This is a genomic window from Bacillus sp. Marseille-Q3570 (genome assembly GCF_946151055.1).
GTDB lineage: Bacteria > Bacillota > Bacilli > Bacillales > Fictibacillaceae > Pseudalkalibacillus.
Map to the genome: position 1 here is coordinate 52,019 of NZ_CAMGYZ010000003.1, position 15,654 is coordinate 67,672.

Genomic DNA, 15,654 nt, shown 5'->3' on the forward strand with positions numbered 1-15,654 from the left:
ATCATATGGGTCTAAGTCCACTTTTCATTGTCATTGGGGTCGTAGCATTTTTATTGATTGCTTTAATCGGGGTGTTCGTTTCAAAATACCGTACAGCGGGACCTGATGAAGCATTGATCGTCACAGGAAGTTACCTCGGATCGAGGAACGTCAACATTGATGAAGCCGGTAATAAAATCAAGATCGTCCGCGGGGGCGGTACATTCGTGCTTCCTGTTTTCCAACAAGCTGAATCATTAAGTCTCCTTTCTAGTAAAATTGATGTACAGACACCAGAAGTCTACACAGAGCAGGGTGTGCCGGTCATGGCTGACGGTACAGCGATCATCAAAATCGGCGGATCGATCGGCGAAATCGCAACGGCTGCTGAACAATTTTTAGGTAAAACCAAAAGTGACCGTGAAAATGAAGCGCGTGAAGTTCTAGAGGGACACTTACGTTCTATTCTCGGTTCGATGACGGTCGAAGAAATTTATAAGAACCGTGAAAAGTTCTCGCAGGAAGTGCAGCGTGTTGCTTCTCAAGATCTTGCGAAAATGGGGCTGAACATCGTCTCCTTCACAATCAAAGATGTCCGTGATAAAAATGGATACCTTGAGTCACTCGGTAAGCCGCGGATCGCTCAGGTGAAACGGGATGCGGATATCGCAACTGCGGAAGCAGAAAAGGAAACGCGTATCAAACGTGCAGAAGCAGATAAGGATGCGAAGAAATCGGAGCTTGAACGTGCAACTGAGGTAGCTGAAGCAGAAAAAATCAATCAGTTGAAAATAGCGGAATATCGTGAAGAGCAGGACCGTGCAAAAGCACGTGCCGACCAGGCTTATCACTTAGAAGAAGCAAGATCGATGCAAGAGGTTACAGAGCATCAGATGCAAATCAAAATCATCGAGCGACAAAAGCAGATCGAACTCGAAGAAAAAGAAATCGCCCGTCGTGAGAAGCAATATGATTCCGAAGTCAAAAAGAAGGCGGATGCAGATCGATATGCTGTTGAACAATCCGCAGAAGCAGACAAACGGAAACAGATCGCTTCAGCAGATGCAGAGCAATATCGCATTGAATCAATGGCGAGAGCAGAAGCAGAAAAAATCCGTATCGACGGTATCGCAAAGGCGGACGCAGAACGAGCCCAGGGTGAATCATCAGCTGAAGTCATTCGTCTGAAGGGTCTTGCAGAAGCAGAAGCGAAACAGAAAATTGCAGAAGCCTTTGAACAATATGGTCAAGCAGCTATGCTCGATATGATCATTAACATGCTTCCTTCCTATGCGAAAGAGATTGCAAGTCCATTGGGTAATATTGATAAAATTACAGTGGTCGATACTGGCAGTGGTGAAGGCGGAGGAGCGAACAAGGTAACGGGCTATGCCACGAATTTGATGTCTACACTACAAGAGTCGTTGAAGGCTTCTTCTGGTTTGGACGTTAAGGAATTGATCGAAAACTTCTCTGGAAAAGGGAATGTCCGATCAAGCGTTGATGATTTGACTAGAGAGATCACCCGTAAAAGGGACGGTCTCCCTACCAATGAAAACGAGGCAAAACCAGGAAAAGAATATGTAAAGAGCGAGAATTAACAATAAGGGGATGATCCGTACGGATCATCCCTAAACTTTTGGCCGGACCAAGAAACATCAGATTTTCCGATTCTTTCCCTTCTCAGTCATCGCGAGCTTCTTATTCCGTGTCAACGATTTGATATAGTCTACGTGACGGAAACGGAGTGCGGACCAATCTTCGTTGACCGCAACTTGCCTGACAGCTTCGAAACCAGCATCACCTAACGGCTGCCATCCTGTATCTCTCGTCAAGTCGGATGTATACTTTTTAGACGATTTCTTCGGATAGGCGAACCAGACAACGGCATCCTCTTCCAGCTGGGGCAGGAGTTCTCTTATAAATGGACCTACATCTGCCTTTGTATACGTGAAAACAAGAACAAAGTGAATTTTGCTCCCAGCTTTCAAATCTTCCATGATCGTCACTTCATCTGCTATTTCCTTCATGGTTTCTTCAAACTCTGCAGGCGCTTTGATTATCCAGGCATCAGGTTGGTTTTTATAATTCAGCTTTTTCAATAAGGGATGCATGACGGACCTCCTTTGTACATCTATGTAATGTCTTTAGTCTACCTAAAATTTTGAAAAACACAAACGTATCGTATACATTTTAGATACGATACATTTTGTTCAAGTATTGGAACTAGTAAATGGAGGCCGGCAACCATGCCAACAATTCAAGAAATCTTTCAGCTGCAACGAACTTATTTTTTCTCAGGAGAAACGAAGTCCGTCGATTTCCGCATCCGACAGCTTGAGAAATTAAGAAAGGCAATCGACAAATACGAGAAAGATATCTTAGGTGCATTAAAAAAAGACCTCAACAAATCCGAATTTGAAGCCTATTCATCAGAGATAGGGATGTTACTAAAAGAAATCAGTTTCACTCTCAAGCACCTGAAAAAATGGGCAAAGCCTGTACGGGTAAAAACAGCAGCCACACATTTCGGCTCTAAAAGTTATATTCAATCAGAGCCTTTCGGAGTAGGTTTAATCATCGCTCCTTGGAATTATCCTTTTCAGCTGCAAATTTCTCCTTTAGTCGGAGCGATTGCGGCAGGCAATTGCGCGATTCTCAAACCATCAGAGCTGACACCCGCTGTCTCTGAGGTCATTTCGAAACTGATAGGAGAAATATATGAGGAGCATTATGTAGCAGTTGTGGAAGGTGGGGCGGAAGTAAGCCAGCAGCTGCTGGAACAAGACTTCGATAAAATTTTCTTTACTGGAAGCGTGAATGTCGGAAAAATCGTCATGGAAGCAGCTTCTAAAAAATTGATTCCCGTGACTTTGGAACTCGGTGGAAAAAGTCCTGCAATCGTTGATGAAAGTGCGAATCTTAAACTTGCAGCCAAAAGGATTGTATGGGGAAAATTCACAAATGCTGGCCAAACATGTATTGCACCAGATTATTTATTTGTTCACAAAGAAGTGAAGGCTGAACTGATAACCAAAATTAAAAAATACATCGATGAATTCTATGGTGCAAACCCGCTTGAGAATCCTGAAATAACGCATATCGTGAATATGAAACATTTCAAAAGGCTAAGCCGATATCTTGAGGATGGACAGATCATAACAGGCGGTAAGAAAGATGAAAGTTCTTTGGTGATCGAACCTACGTTAATCGATCAAGAAGGCTGGTCTGATCCGGTCATGCAAGAAGAAATATTCGGCCCTATCTTGCCGGTTATGGAATATGAATCAATTGATCAAGTCATCCATGCTGTCCGTAAATATCCGAAGCCTTTAGCTCTTTATATGTTTTCAGAATCAGATGAACAGCAGGGTCATGTCATGGGTAGCTTATCTTTTGGAGGGGGTTGTATCAACGACACGTTGGTTCATGTCGCATCACCTTATTTACCTTTCGGCGGTGTTGGTGAAAGTGGGACTGGAAGTTATCATGGTAAAGCAAGTTTTGATGCTTTTTCTCATCAAAAAAGTATTGTGAAGCAGACGAACCGGTTTGACATTGACTTCCGATACCCATCGAACAAGCATGGACTGAAAATCATGAAAAAGCTGTTGAAATAAATCAAAACGTTTTCCATTCTCATGTGATGGTGCCAAAGAATTACTCAAATTTGTTCCATCCGGACATTTGAGTTTTTTTATACTTAAAGAAAGTATAAGTGCACAAGCTGGTGGCTTCGGAAGCAATACACAGCACGAAGGAAAAGCAACTGCTTTTTCGAGGAACTATTGGCTCAGCCTATGGACTTATAAAGATGGGTCAGACAGCCAGTCCACAAAGTTTTCTTTGACCTCAGGGGCATGTGTATTGATGACCGTGAAAGCTTCCTGGATTTTTTTCTTCCGAATATGTTCTTTCGCTAAACCGATTACGATATCATTCTTGCTGTATAAGAGGCGTAACTTAGATAGGTTTCCACGACCGATTCCTGGATTCCATTCAATGAACTTTTGTTTATGTAATTCCCCGACGATTTTCTTCGCATAACGAGTTGTAATTTTCCACTCATCAGCTAGACGTTTTAAAGGAACTTCAACGAATTCTTCAGCTGTGAAAAGATCGCATAGCTGCAAATAATATATTCCGTATTTCATCACGGCACCTCCTTGAAAAAGGGGAACAACTCCCAACAAAATTTTCACTTTTTTCCATATTCTACTTTCCATTATACTTTAAAATATCAAAAAAGTCAGAAAAAAGAGGGTTGTTTCAATGAAAACATATTTTTTTAAGCGGTTTTTGTACTTACTCATCACTTTATTCGTCATTGCTTCTGCAACGTTTTTCTTGATGAAACTGATGCCAGGTTCTCCTTTAAGTAACCAGGCGAAATTGACTGCTGAACAAGAGGTGATCATTCTCGAAAAATATAATTTGAATGATCCTATCCCTTTGCAGTATGTAAAGTACATGACAAATCTTGTGCAGGGAGACCTGGGGATTTCCTTTCAATTTGAAGGAAGGAAAGTCACGGATTTGATCCTTCAGAGAATTGGTCCTTCTGCTCAGCTTGGTTTTCAGTCGATGTTTTTTGGAAGTTTGTTAGGGATGGTTCTTGGAATCATTGCAGCAGTAAGGCATAATTCTTATTTAGACTACTCATCGACCTTACTTTCAGTAATCGGTATCTCCATTCCAAGTTTCGTTTTTGCTGGCCTGCTTCAATACTATGTAGGAGTAAAACTACAATGGCTACCAGTGGCGTTTTGGGAAGGATTCGAGTATACGATTCTTCCTACAATAGCGCTTATGATCTTTCCGATGGCAGTAACAGCGAGATTCATGAGGACGGAACTTTTAGAAGTGTTGAGTCAGGATTATATCGTGTTATCAAAAGCGAAAGGGGTAAGTTCAGCTAACGTCATAGTGTTCCATGCAGTTCGTAATGCGCTTATCCCGCTCATTACCGTTCTTGGGCCAATGCTCGTCGGTATTATGACAGGAACCCTTGTCATTGAACGAATCTTTTCTGTACCAGGTCTTGGGGAACAGTTTGTACGATCAATTACTATGAACGATTACCCAGTAATCATGGGTACGACATTGTTCTATTCCTTTTTGTTCATAGCTATGATCTTGATTGTCGATTTTGCATATGGGTTGATTGACCCAAGGATCAGACTTGGCGATAAAAGCTAATCTTTTTAAGGGGCTTCCAAAAGCAAACCAGACCCTCATGTAGAGAGTCGGCACTTATTGGACTGCCCCTTTAATTTAACCCTGGGCTTGTTCAGCTTGTAGGTTTTCCTCATCAGATACGTGTTGGACAAGGTCGCCATTTCGTTCTTCGTCTACACCAGGGTGTTCTGTGTGTTCTTCGATTTCTCTTATATAAGGGTGCTCGATTTCCACCAATCGTTTTTTCTTGTTTTTCATTATCATCACTCCTTATTATGCTTAGCTTTCCCATCTAGATGGTCCTTCTGATACTGGTAAATCAAATCCTTAGAGTACAAAAATTACCTGTTATAGAGTGAAATGGTTCAAAGCCACAATAATAAAGGAACGAAATAATGATGAACGGAGAACATGAAATGAGACGAAGCTTTCTAATTGTTGCAATTTGTGGACTTTTAACGAGTCTTTTTCCAATGGAAGAGATCTATGCGAAAGGAATCAAAGTTGAGAACCTGCCCTCGATTTTTGATGATGGTACTCATTTGCCGGAAAGGATCGAGTGGAAGACATGGGAAGAAACGGATGCGATTTTTCCGAAAAATAGTATATTTGAAATTGTTGACATGGAAACAGGATTGTTTTTTACAGTGCAAAGAAGAGCGGGGAAACACCATGCCGATGTCCAACCGCTTACTACAACAGATACCGCAATCATGAAGCAGATTTATGATGGAAAATGGAGCTGGAAAAGAAGAGCGATATTCATTCGAAATGGTTCCGATATGATTCCAGCATCCATGCATGGGATGCCTCATGGTGCAGGCGCATTGGCAAATAATTTTCCAGGTCACTTCTGCATTCATCTCCCGAACAGTACGACCCATAAATCGAGGAAAGAAGATCCATCACACCAACTGATGATTTTGAAAGCTTCAGGAAAACTGGACAGTTACATTGAAAAAGCGACAAGTGATGAATTGGCAACCATTTTCATCCATGCTATCAATCAAGAGGATTTTAAGATCATCAACAAAACAGTTAGCCATCCTGTTAAAAAGAAAAAATTGAAAAAGTTATTCTTTGTACATCCAAATAAACCATTATCAGAAAAAGAACCCTCCACTTTACTTGTAACTGAATACTCCGTTGAAGTATTGACAAGCGGTAGAAGAGGACTGGATAAACATTATGCTGTCATGAGGTTGGAAAGAGATAGTTTGACCAGTCGCTGGACCGTGGATATTGATACGCTGCTTAAAGATCATGAGTAGTCCGTGGTCTACCAGGTTAAGACGAAACTTAATGCGATGAAACCGAATGTGAAAAGGAAAACCGCCAAAATAGAACAGATCAATGTAAAATACCACCAAGGAATTGAGCTGATCAGCTTTTCTTCCACGGTGAAAAATACGGAAGCTAAATGATCACTAAACCTCGTTTCTTCTGCTTCTTCTCGTAAAATTTCTTTTTCCTTCTCCACTAATCGAAAAAGAACACCAGGGCTTGCTGCAACAAGCGTACCGATCACCCAAAAACCAATTGGAAAAATCCATCCCATAGCCAAACATCCTCCAATACAATCATCTTTCGATTAGTATGTACGGAATGGATTTTTTCATAATAACTGGTTTTTACTCTCTATTATCTACTTGCTCGAGTGTCCCGAAACAGCTCTTTTCTGGACACGCCAACACCGGACACAATCGCCTTAATAAATCAACCCATAAAAAAGGCCGACTCTAAAGTCAGCCTGATATTTAAAGAACCGGAGAGAACAATCTGGAGAAAGATTCTTTCGTCCTGAGGAACAGTCCTCGGTTTTTATGTGTTTCCATATTCACTTCCAAACTGTCATTCAGATCCTCTTCATACTGTGAAACGAGTGTTGCAATTGTCGGGGTTCGGAACATGAACACATTGACTTCAAAATTAAGATGGAAGCTACGCAAATCTACATTCGCTGTTCCGAGAGTAGCATAATTCCCATCGACAATGATTGTTTTTTGGTGATGGAACCCCTTCTGATACAAATAAACCTTAACCCCGTATCGCAAAAGCTCACTGAAATAGGAACGCGTTGCATATTGTGTCAAAAAGCTATCGTTCGTCTCAGGAACCATCAATCTGACATCGATCCCTTTAATAGCAGCGATGAGGAGGGCGGTACGAATCTCCTTACTCGGTATGAAGTATGGTGTAGTGATCCATACTGATTTTTGCGCAAAAGTGATCATGCTGTAGTATAAATAGCTCATTACGCCCTGGGAAGTATCAGGTCCACTCGGAACGACCTGGACTCCGCCACTTTCTTCACTTGAGTCCATCGCCAAATATCGTTCTACAAATAACGATTCATCATTGACATAGCTCCAATCCAGAAGGAAGACACGTTGCAAATCCCGTAACGCTTCCCCTTTTACAATGAGATGTGTATCACGCCAGTATCCGAATTTCTCGTCTTTCCCCAGATATTCATTCCCTACATTCAACCCTCCCACAAAACCAATATGATTATCGATGACGACGATTTTCCGGTGGTTCCTGAAATTGAATTTTTGATTGAAAAACCCCTTCCTGATCGGAAGAAAGCTATGAACCTGTACCCCAGCCTCTTTCAATCGGGAGACATCACGATCTGAAATCTTGAGGCTTCCGATCCCGTCATAAATGAAGCGGACCTCAACCCCATCAGCAGCTTTCTCACACAAAACATCTATGATCTGTCTTCCGATATCATCCGATCGAAAAATATAATATTCCATATGGATGTAGTCTTTCGCATTCCTCAGTTCAGCTAACAATCGGGGGAATTTTTCATCACCATTACGAAGTACTTCCGTATTGGAATGAAAACTGATGGTCTGATCACTTAGAGTAGTGATCAGTTTGGAGAATTCCCTTTCTGATTCATGCAGGTGTGTCCATCTCTCAGAGGTTTTGTTTTCAATCTGCATTTTTTGAGCTTGTTTGTAGTTATCCAACCGTTTTTCTTTGAATAAATGTCCTTTTACTTCAAGCTGACCTGAATAAATGAAAAAAATGTACCCAATGATCGGGATGAACAGAATCGCATACATCCACAAAAGGGTTTTATAGGGAGAACGGTTTTCAAGCATCAACACATAACAGACCGATAATGCGATACTCAGATAAACGATTCCTGCCATTAGTTTAATGTCTGCCGGTTGCTTTACCGATATGAAGATTCCGACACAAATGATCATGATTAGGCATAAAAAAAATTGTCTGATCCGTTTCATCAAAACTTTCCTCTCAAAGTGAATATTCTTTATAGTACCCTTAAAAATACGTGTAGAAACGATGAGGTTAAAAGAAGATAGAAGATGACCGATATTAATTGTATAATAAAAACATAATTTACATTTAAAAGAAACACTTTTTCCTAAATGATAGTTGCTTTTGAGCTATTTTTAAAAAATCACCTTGTGCAAGTTGATTGGAGAGCAAGGTGCGAGACTCCTCGAAAATGAAAATCGCATTTTCTTCGTGCGATGTAACGCTGACGAACCTTTCCTTGTCCTGCGGGATCAGCGTGCCTACTACCTGAATGATCTCCTCGCAAGGCATGCGACGAGGAAGCTCGCTTTGACAGGACTTTCTTGTAGACGCAGGAGCACAAATGCTTCCTTGAAAAGGGTCGCAAGGCGACGAGTTGGCTCACCGCACGCCCCGCGGAAAGCGAGCATCCTGGAGCGGAAATCAACGACTTTTATAGAAAACTTGGCGAGACCAAGCCTTTTGTAGGTCGAGCCTTAGTTGCCCTTATACTGAAGAAAGTATTTTTACTTTCTTTAAGTGCAAGAGCAACAAAGTTTTCGATAACAGCTAAAAGAAATTATTGATATGTATTTGGGTCAGAATAGATTTTAGACATGGGGGATGTCTAATGAATCAAAAAAGCCTTGAAGTAGGTACACGATTAAAAGCGGACATCTATTCACAAAAAGGGGTTCTTCTTTTGAAAGAAGGGACTCTTTTGAAGCATGGCCAAATCGATATGTTGAAAAAATATGATTGGTGCTTTGATGGAGATCGGGTATCTGCCTTAAATGTTCCGGTGCCGCCTGAACATTTAATCAGCTCTAACAACACGTATATTCATGAATTGTATAATCAAACGGTAAAGAGAATACGGGACTTCTTCTCTGATGTGCTCGTAGGGAAGAACACGAATGCGAAGAAGATGTTCGATCAGTTTTCCGTTATATTGGAAGAAGTTTTGAAAGATGAAGAACATGCTGTGTCCCTTATTTATGAAGTCAAGAATTATGATGAAGTTACATATCGTCATAGTGTGAATGTCGGACTGGTTGCAGGCTTGATTGGTAAGATACTGAATTTGACTCATGAAGAAATTTTGCTTCTAGGTAAAATGGGTGTCCTCCATGATATCGGAAAGATGAAAGTGCACCAATCAATCGTGCAAAAACCAGAACGTCTCAATAATGAAGAATATGAAGCAATCAAATTACATACAACATACGGATATGAACTATTGTGCGGCATTCCTCAATTAGAAAAGATGGTCCCAATCGGCGCATTGGTCCATCATGAACGTTTGAATGGGACGGGCTATCCTGATGGCCGTATGGCAGATGAAATACCGTTCTTGGTCCAGGTACTATCGATTGCGGATATCTATGATGCGATTTGTACAGAACGGAGTTACCATAAAGGAAGATCCACTTTCATCGCGATCGAACAATTGAGTAAAGAAGCTGAGGCAGGAAAAATAAACCGAACAGTCGTTAAAGAATTTATACGGTTTTTGATGAAGCTTTATGTAGGGAAGAGGGTCGTCCTTAACACAGGTGAAGAAGGGATCGTCGCTTTCATTCCCTTTGGAGAACCACAACGGCCGCTTCTCAAAGCAAGTTCTGGATATCTTGATCTTCAGAAAGTGACGACCTTATCGATCGTAGACTTTGCTGCTGAAAGGATATAAAAATGGCTGACACATTTGTGTCAGCCTGTTTTGTACTTGAAGAAAGCATAAAATATGGGTCCGTTGAAGTAATGTCCAGCTCCATCGCCCAAACACTTGGATCACTTCAATCCTGCTGCGGCGGAGAGAGCCTCCTCGCCTGGACTTCAAGTGACTTTCGGTGCTGAACGTGCGATTACGCTTTGCTTTATGCTTCGTTTTTCTCCCATATTACACTTGCACAATACTTGATGATATCCCTGCGCCGGATGATCCCGATGAAATGCCCATCGTCATCCGTAATTGGAATGAAGTTCTGATCAGTAGCCAGCGTAATCAGATCTTCCATATTCGCATTGATGGAAATCGGAATGTTTTTGACTCGCATAGGTACATCTTTCAATTTGATCTTTTGTAATTCATCATAATCTTCTTCTGCATCAAGATCTTCTTTCAACTTCCATAGAAGATCTCCTTCTGTCAAAGTGCCTGTATATTTACCTTCATCATCTACAAGCGGGACAGAAGTATATTTGTGATAAGACATCTTTTCTAAGGCTTGCCGAATGGTCGACTCAGGGTTCAAATATTTCACTTCACTTTTCGGCAGTAAGTAAAAGCCAATATTCATATGACTCTTCCTTTCAAACAGAACTCCATATACAGTATAGTATAAATTCGTCTGAATTGATAATGTGAAGCTATGAATAATTAAAATAATGCGTACACGATTATCTGAGAGTTTAAATTTGTGACTTTATTTGATATACTTAATAAGGTTAACTAAACGTATAGATTGTTAGGTGTAGTTTAATGGATAAGCGACAGCAATTGATAGGGGAACTGGAGAAAAGTTTCCGCACGACATTCCGGATGTTCCGGAAAGAAATTAACGATCTCTTCGGTGATGAATGCACATCCACTGAATTTACTTACTTGAAATTCATCATGGGAAAAAATGAGGTCATGAGCTCAATGCTTTCTCAAGAATTCAATGTGGCTACAAGTCATATAACGGCGGTCACGGATCGTCTTGTAAAACGGGATTTGGTCAGAAGGAAACGAGCCGAAAATGATCGTAGAGTGATCTACCTCAGTCTTACTGAAAAAGGAGAAGAACTGGTCAATTCCCTTGAAAAGAAAAAGCATACGTATATGGAAGAAAAGTTCAAAAACCTATCAGATGATGAAATGAAAACCCTGGTAGAGCTCTTCTCGAAATTAACAGCGTCTTCTTGAAAAATTGTTGTGACGAAAAATTTATTATGTGTTCGCATACAATTGTATCAGCCTATATGGATAGTGTATTCAAAAATGATGAAAACATGGGTGAACACCAGGTTTTCTTTTTCGGACAATAATTCATGAAGTGAACTATTCATATAATGAAAGTTAGGGGAAACGAAATATGGAACATTTACCAATCAAACAAAAAATAACGATCATGGTAGCGGTCTTAGCCTCGATGTTATTTGCTGCGCTGAACCAGACGATCGTAGGAACTGCATTGCCGATCATTGTTTCTGACCTGGGTGGTATGAACTATTTCAGTTGGATTTTTACGATTTACATGCTTGCCTCAAGTGTAACAGCGATCCTGGTGGGAAGATTATCGGATATGTATGGTCGGAAACCGTTCATACTGATCGGTCTTGGTTTGTTCATTGTGGCTAGTTTCTTTTGTGGAACAGCCGATACGATGGTGGAACTCATCCTTTATAGAGGCTTCCAGGGTTTAGCCGGCGGAATGATCTTTTCCACAGCCTTCGCTTCGATCGGTGACTTGTTTTCACCACGAGAGCGTGGTCGCTGGCAGGGATTGATGGCTGCAGTTTTCGGACTCTCAAGCGTATTCGGCCCAACACTTGGTGGCTACATCGTCGATCATTTTGCGTGGAAGTGGATTTTCTGGATCTTCCTCCCTGTTGGGTTTGTCGCGTTCGTCTTGATTATGCGATTATTTCCGAGTGTGCCGCGTAAAGACCATGGAAGAATCGATTATTTCGGATCAGTCTTTCTTGCGGCAACGATTATTCCGATGTTGCTGGCATTCTCATGGGCCGGCAATCAGTATGCCTGGGGTTCCTTCCAGGTGAACGGGTTATTTGCGCTTTCCATCGTGGCTTTACTGGCATTTTTGTATACAGAACGGAAGGTATCGAATCCAGTCTTGCCATTGAGTCTCTTCGGCAATAGCGTCTTTACGATATCCAATATCATTGGTCTTTTGATTGGAATGGCGATGTTCGGGGCGATCATGTATATGCCATTTTTCATTCAAGGCGTGATCGGTACATCAGCGACGAAAACCGGATTCATCATGATGTCGATGATGCTCAGTATGGTCCTGTCCAGTACAATCGTAGGTCAATTGATCACCAAAACTGGTAAGTATAAAAAAATGGCTATATTCGGGCTTACAATGATGGGAATTGGAATCTTCTCGCTGACAACGTTGAACACCAATAGTACGAATATCGATGTGATTTATCGCCTGGTGATCATCGGTCTTGGACTGGGCTGCAGTTTTCCGATTTTCAACATTACAATCCAGAATGCAGTCGCTTATAAATATCTTGGTGTCGCAACCTCTTCTGTACAATTGTTCCGACAGCTTGGAGGTACCATTGGTGTATCTGTAATGGGCGCCATCATGAATATGATCATGAGTGCCAAGATGGATACAACCACAAGTAAAGCTGGACTTCAAGGTGGCATGGAAAAAGCAGCCGACCCCAAAGTACTTATGGATCCTGAACAACTTGAGGCATTCAAAGCACAGGTGCCGGCTGAACAGGCAGACATGTTGAACCAGGTTATAAGTGCAATGCGCAACACTTTAAGTGATGCTTTGGGCGGTGCATTCCTATTCGGCGTTTTCACAATGGTTCTGGCAGTAATCCTCGTTTTGTTTTTGAAAGAAGTGAGATTGAAGACATCCAACCAGGAAGATGACGAAGAAGAAAATATCATTCAAGTAGAAGAGAATAAACGTTCAACGGTATAAATCGTGAGGGCTGCTCCAAAACATCGATGAGAATTGATGTTAAGGGGGAGCCCAAATTTAATTTAAGGATTCTTTTTACCTACCAGAGCCGTTGATTGTGAACATCATACAGCTGTGTCCGTTAAAGATTAGATGCAACTTAGTTTCTGCGAGGAACAGGAAACCTGACTTGCGGATAAACATTCAGATGCCAGAGAGAGTGTCCAGAAATTAAACGATCATTTTATAATTCGAATCTCCCTGTTTTTTCTCCAAAAACAAAGGAAAGTTGACGATAGTAACAGTAGAGCGGGTATCGTATAGAAATAACTGACGCTAAGTAATCCCCAAATCGAGCAAATGGCTATACAGATTGCGAATTTCCGGGTTTGATAATCAACAAGGTTCAAGCAAAAATAAGCGGCTGATGACGCGAGGACACCAGAGAAACTCCCGATGATCGCACTATCCATCTCTTGGACGGATTCGAAGATATACTCGAACAATACGAAATAGAGGCAAGAGGAGAAGAATCCAATCAAGCTGCCAATGAACACAAGTTTATACTCGACATCTCTAGTTGGTTTGCTCAAAATACGTTTGCGCGGCTTTTCCAAAAACCTCTTCAAATAACCACCCCAAATGTTAGGAACAAGAATTTGTTTTTCTGTGATATTGTTATTTCTTGATGCCAATTTGAAATTCCTTCTTGAAAACCAGAAATGGAAATCTTTTCTGTATTTGGCTTTTCTCTTAAAGAATGTTGCTTTTGGGTTATTTTTGTAATAAACACCATGTGCAAGTTGATTGGAGAGCAAGGTGTGAGACTCCTCGAAAATGAAAATCGCATTTTCTTCGTGCGATGTAACGCTGCTGAAGCTTTCCTTATCCTGCGGGCTCACCGCACCCCCGCGGAAAGCGAGTATCCTGGAGCGGAAATCAACGACTTGCAAGAGCAACAAAGTTTGCGAAAACAGCCTAACTTGAAAACACTTTTCGTTTTTATTTCCATAATTGATTTTCATGATAAAATACTAATATTTAGGAATGTGGTGTCTTATGCAAAATTACAATTAAATAAGTAATTGGGTGGAGGAAAGGGATGATGGGATGATTGATCTGAATACAACAAAAACGAAAAAAGCATTAGAGAAAATAAGTCTAGAATTGATTATCGGCATTATTACTGCTTTGGCATTATTAGGGGTTTTTGCGAAACTGACCGATGAACTTCTGGAAAATGAGTTGCAGGGATTCGACACGTTCATTTCGAATATTGTCTATAGCCTTCAAACACCATGGCTGACCAATATCATGATTTTCATGACCCATGCAGGGGATACGTATACATATGTGTTTGTAGTGATAATCGTCCTTGTTATTCTTTTGAAAAAAAGTCTTAAATGGGAGGCTTTTGTTCTCCTCATCACCATTCTTGGTTCGTGGGGAATGAATACGTTTCTAAAAGGTTCCTTTGAACGGGAAAGGCCGGATTTAGAACACCTGGTAGAAGTAGGCGGCTACAGCTTTCCTAGTGGTCATGCGATGGTTTCGATCGCTGCTTATGGGATTATGGCGTATTTATTGATTCAGTATTTTCGCAAGAGTGGGAAGCCATATTGGCCTATCGTTCTGTTAGCAGGATTATGGATTTTTCTGATTGGTTTTTCTCGAATCTATTTACATGTCCACTATCCTAGTGATGTAATTGCTGGTTTTTCAGCAGGTGGTGTCTGGCTTTTGACTTGCATTTATGCCCTATCAATATTGAATCGATCGGGTGGACACAGAAAGGTGAATTGATGACAATGGAAGCATTTCCGGAATTGAGTACAGATCGATTGCATTTGAAAGAAATTAAAGACGAACACGCAGGAATTTTATTTGAGCTTTTTACAAATAAAGATGTCTTGAAATATTATGGTTCGGATCCGATGGGGGATATTTCTGAAGCACAGGAATTGATTCAAAAATTCCGTGTCGGCTTGAAGCATAATACAGTCATTCGCTGGGGGATATTCTTGAAATCGGAGAATAAACTCATTGGGACATGTGGTTTTCATAATTGGAACCATCGCTATTACAGAGCCGAAGTCGGTTATGAGCTATCTCCGGAATATTGGGGACAAGCCTATATGAGAGAGGCGCTTGAAGCCATTACCGAGTATGGCTTCAACGAACTTGACCTCCATCGGGTAGGTGCACTCATCTCTCCCCATAATAATGCTTCCTTAAGTTTGATCGAGAAATTAGGCTTCGAAAGGGAAGGAATTTTGAAGGATTATGCATATAGTGGCAAAGGCTTCATCGATCTGACGATGTATGCGAAAATCAAATCTTAATTAGGACAAATAGGACTGGTCTGACCTGCTACTGATGGGAGGCCAGTTTTTTATGTCATTTTTTCTTGAGGAAAGCGAGTATACTTTCAAACTCAAAAACAGCAATCTATGCTTACCACAGCATTTTATTATACGTTCAATAGATTGGTTGAAATTTCATGGAATGATCTAAAATCAAAGGTTTTGGATCATCAAAAAAGGGAAATTTCTTCCTAGTAGGAAAT

16 protein-coding genes are annotated in these 15,654 nt (G+C 41.0%); 9 read left to right on the forward strand and 7 right to left on the reverse strand.

Annotated features, from left to right (window positions below; all coding sequences use genetic code 11):
- Positions 1 to 5: 5 nt before the first annotated feature.
- Entirely contained in the window at positions 6 to 1,580 is a 1,575-nt protein-coding gene (locus N8M93_RS06040; protein WP_261130353.1) for a flotillin family protein, read from the forward strand.
- Between the two features lie 57 nt (positions 1,581 to 1,637).
- On the opposite strand, the gene N8M93_RS06045 is transcribed toward N8M93_RS06040, so the two are convergent.
- A complete protein-coding gene (locus N8M93_RS06045; RefSeq protein WP_261130354.1) occupies positions 1,638 to 2,093 on the reverse strand; it encodes a DUF3052 domain-containing protein in 456 nt (151 codons plus the stop codon).
- Positions 2,094 to 2,228: 135 nt separating this feature from the next.
- Between N8M93_RS06045 and N8M93_RS06050 the strand changes: the two genes are divergently transcribed.
- Positions 2,229 to 3,599 (forward strand): aldehyde dehydrogenase, encoded by a 1,371-nt coding sequence (locus N8M93_RS06050; RefSeq protein ID WP_261130355.1) that lies wholly within the window; start codon positions 2,229 to 2,231, stop codon positions 3,597 to 3,599.
- Between the two features lie 186 nt (positions 3,600 to 3,785).
- Here the strand turns inward: N8M93_RS06050 and N8M93_RS06055 are convergent, their stop codons facing one another.
- Complete coding sequence (locus N8M93_RS06055; RefSeq protein WP_261130357.1) at positions 3,786 to 4,133, reverse strand: SgrR family transcriptional regulator; 348 nt, start codon at positions 4,131 to 4,133, stop codon at positions 3,786 to 3,788.
- A gap of 118 nt (positions 4,134 to 4,251) precedes the next feature.
- Here N8M93_RS06055 and opp3b point away from each other — a divergent pair, with 118 nt between their 5' ends.
- The gene (gene opp3b, locus N8M93_RS06060; RefSeq protein WP_261130359.1) at positions 4,252 to 5,178 is read left to right on the forward strand and encodes an oligopeptide ABC transporter permease; all 927 of its coding nucleotides are present in this window, start codon (positions 4,252 to 4,254) and stop codon (positions 5,176 to 5,178) included.
- 75 nt (positions 5,179 to 5,253) lie between these two features.
- Here opp3b and N8M93_RS06065 read toward each other — a convergent pair whose 3' ends face one another.
- Positions 5,254 to 5,415 carry a hypothetical protein gene (locus N8M93_RS06065; protein ID WP_261130360.1) on the reverse strand — a complete coding sequence of 54 codons (162 nt, stop codon included), beginning with the start codon at positions 5,413 to 5,415 and terminating at the stop codon, positions 5,254 to 5,256.
- A gap of 158 nt (positions 5,416 to 5,573) precedes the next feature.
- Between N8M93_RS06065 and N8M93_RS06070 the strand changes: the two genes are divergently transcribed.
- The gene (locus N8M93_RS06070) at positions 5,574 to 6,428 is read left to right on the forward strand and encodes a hypothetical protein (RefSeq protein WP_261130361.1); all 855 of its coding nucleotides are present in this window, start codon (positions 5,574 to 5,576) and stop codon (positions 6,426 to 6,428) included.
- An 8-nt stretch (positions 6,429 to 6,436) separates the two neighbouring features.
- Here N8M93_RS06070 and N8M93_RS06075 read toward each other — a convergent pair whose 3' ends face one another.
- Both N8M93_RS06075 and cls read right to left on the reverse strand, forming a co-directional pair.
- Positions 6,437 to 6,715: a hypothetical protein gene (locus N8M93_RS06075; protein WP_261130362.1), complete on the reverse strand. Its 279-nt coding sequence runs from the start codon at positions 6,713 to 6,715 to the stop codon at positions 6,437 to 6,439.
- 199 nt (positions 6,716 to 6,914) lie between these two features.
- Positions 6,915 to 8,417, reverse strand: coding sequence for a cardiolipin synthase (gene cls, locus N8M93_RS06080; RefSeq protein ID WP_261130363.1), 1,503 nt, complete (start codon positions 8,415 to 8,417; stop codon positions 6,915 to 6,917).
- A gap of 647 nt (positions 8,418 to 9,064) precedes the next feature.
- Here cls and N8M93_RS06085 point away from each other — a divergent pair.
- The gene (locus N8M93_RS06085) at positions 9,065 to 10,123 is read left to right on the forward strand and encodes an HD-GYP domain-containing protein (protein WP_261130365.1); all 1,059 of its coding nucleotides are present in this window, start codon (positions 9,065 to 9,067) and stop codon (positions 10,121 to 10,123) included.
- 187 nt (positions 10,124 to 10,310) lie between these two features.
- On the opposite strand, the gene N8M93_RS06090 is transcribed toward N8M93_RS06085, so the two are convergent.
- On the reverse strand, positions 10,311 to 10,733 hold the full coding sequence (locus N8M93_RS06090) for a CBS domain-containing protein (protein ID WP_261130367.1): 423 nt from the start codon (positions 10,731 to 10,733) through the stop codon (positions 10,311 to 10,313).
- 182 nt (positions 10,734 to 10,915) lie between these two features.
- Here N8M93_RS06090 and N8M93_RS06095 point away from each other — a divergent pair, with 182 nt between their 5' ends.
- Both N8M93_RS06095 and N8M93_RS06100 read left to right on the forward strand, forming a co-directional pair.
- Positions 10,916 to 11,341: a MarR family winged helix-turn-helix transcriptional regulator gene (locus tag N8M93_RS06095; protein ID WP_261130368.1), complete on the forward strand. Its 426-nt coding sequence runs from the start codon at positions 10,916 to 10,918 to the stop codon at positions 11,339 to 11,341.
- 169 nt (positions 11,342 to 11,510) lie between these two features.
- On the forward strand, positions 11,511 to 13,109 hold the full coding sequence (locus N8M93_RS06100; protein WP_261130369.1) for an MDR family MFS transporter: 1,599 nt from the start codon (positions 11,511 to 11,513) through the stop codon (positions 13,107 to 13,109).
- A gap of 218 nt (positions 13,110 to 13,327) precedes the next feature.
- Here N8M93_RS06100 and N8M93_RS06105 read toward each other — a convergent pair whose 3' ends face one another.
- Complete coding sequence (locus tag N8M93_RS06105) at positions 13,328 to 13,783, reverse strand: hypothetical protein (RefSeq protein WP_261130370.1); 456 nt, start codon at positions 13,781 to 13,783, stop codon at positions 13,328 to 13,330.
- Between the two features lie 415 nt (positions 13,784 to 14,198).
- On the opposite strand from N8M93_RS06105, the gene N8M93_RS06110 reads away from it, so the two are divergent.
- Both N8M93_RS06110 and N8M93_RS06115 read left to right on the forward strand, forming a co-directional pair.
- Entirely contained in the window at positions 14,199 to 14,891 is a 693-nt protein-coding gene (locus N8M93_RS06110) for a phosphatase PAP2 family protein (RefSeq protein ID WP_261130371.1), read from the forward strand.
- A gap of 5 nt (positions 14,892 to 14,896) precedes the next feature.
- Positions 14,897 to 15,430: a GNAT family N-acetyltransferase gene (locus N8M93_RS06115; RefSeq protein WP_261130372.1), complete on the forward strand. Its 534-nt coding sequence runs from the start codon at positions 14,897 to 14,899 to the stop codon at positions 15,428 to 15,430.
- Positions 15,431 to 15,654: the final 224 nt, after the last annotated feature.

Bases quoted from the DNA above. Each gene is read 5' to 3' on its own strand.
- N8M93_RS06040 (WP_261130353.1), top strand. From the start codon at position 6: ATGGGTCTAAGTCCACTTTTCATTGTCATTGGGGTCGTAGCATTTTTA.
- N8M93_RS06045 (WP_261130354.1), bottom strand. From the start codon at position 2,093: ATGCATCCCTTATTGAAAAAGCTGAATTATAAAAACCAACCTGATGCC.
- N8M93_RS06050 (WP_261130355.1), top strand. From the start codon at position 2,229: ATGCCAACAATTCAAGAAATCTTTCAGCTGCAACGAACTTATTTTTTC.
- N8M93_RS06055 (WP_261130357.1), bottom strand. From the start codon at position 4,133: ATGAAATACGGAATATATTATTTGCAGCTATGCGATCTTTTCACAGCT.
- opp3b (WP_261130359.1), top strand. From the start codon at position 4,252: ATGAAAACATATTTTTTTAAGCGGTTTTTGTACTTACTCATCACTTTA.
- N8M93_RS06065 (WP_261130360.1), bottom strand. From the start codon at position 5,415: ATGAAAAACAAGAAAAAACGATTGGTGGAAATCGAGCACCCTTATATA.
- N8M93_RS06070 (WP_261130361.1), top strand. From the start codon at position 5,574: ATGAGACGAAGCTTTCTAATTGTTGCAATTTGTGGACTTTTAACGAGT.
- N8M93_RS06075 (WP_261130362.1), bottom strand. From the start codon at position 6,715: ATGGGATGGATTTTTCCAATTGGTTTTTGGGTGATCGGTACGCTTGTT.
- cls (WP_261130363.1), bottom strand. From the start codon at position 8,417: ATGAAACGGATCAGACAATTTTTTTTATGCCTAATCATGATCATTTGT.
- N8M93_RS06085 (WP_261130365.1), top strand. From the start codon at position 9,065: ATGAATCAAAAAAGCCTTGAAGTAGGTACACGATTAAAAGCGGACATC.
- N8M93_RS06090 (WP_261130367.1), bottom strand. From the start codon at position 10,733: ATGAATATTGGCTTTTACTTACTGCCGAAAAGTGAAGTGAAATATTTG.
- N8M93_RS06095 (WP_261130368.1), top strand. From the start codon at position 10,916: ATGGATAAGCGACAGCAATTGATAGGGGAACTGGAGAAAAGTTTCCGC.
- N8M93_RS06100 (WP_261130369.1), top strand. From the start codon at position 11,511: ATGGAACATTTACCAATCAAACAAAAAATAACGATCATGGTAGCGGTC.
- N8M93_RS06110 (WP_261130371.1), top strand. From the start codon at position 14,199: ATGATTGATCTGAATACAACAAAAACGAAAAAAGCATTAGAGAAAATA.
- N8M93_RS06115 (WP_261130372.1), top strand. From the start codon at position 14,897: ATGGAAGCATTTCCGGAATTGAGTACAGATCGATTGCATTTGAAAGAA.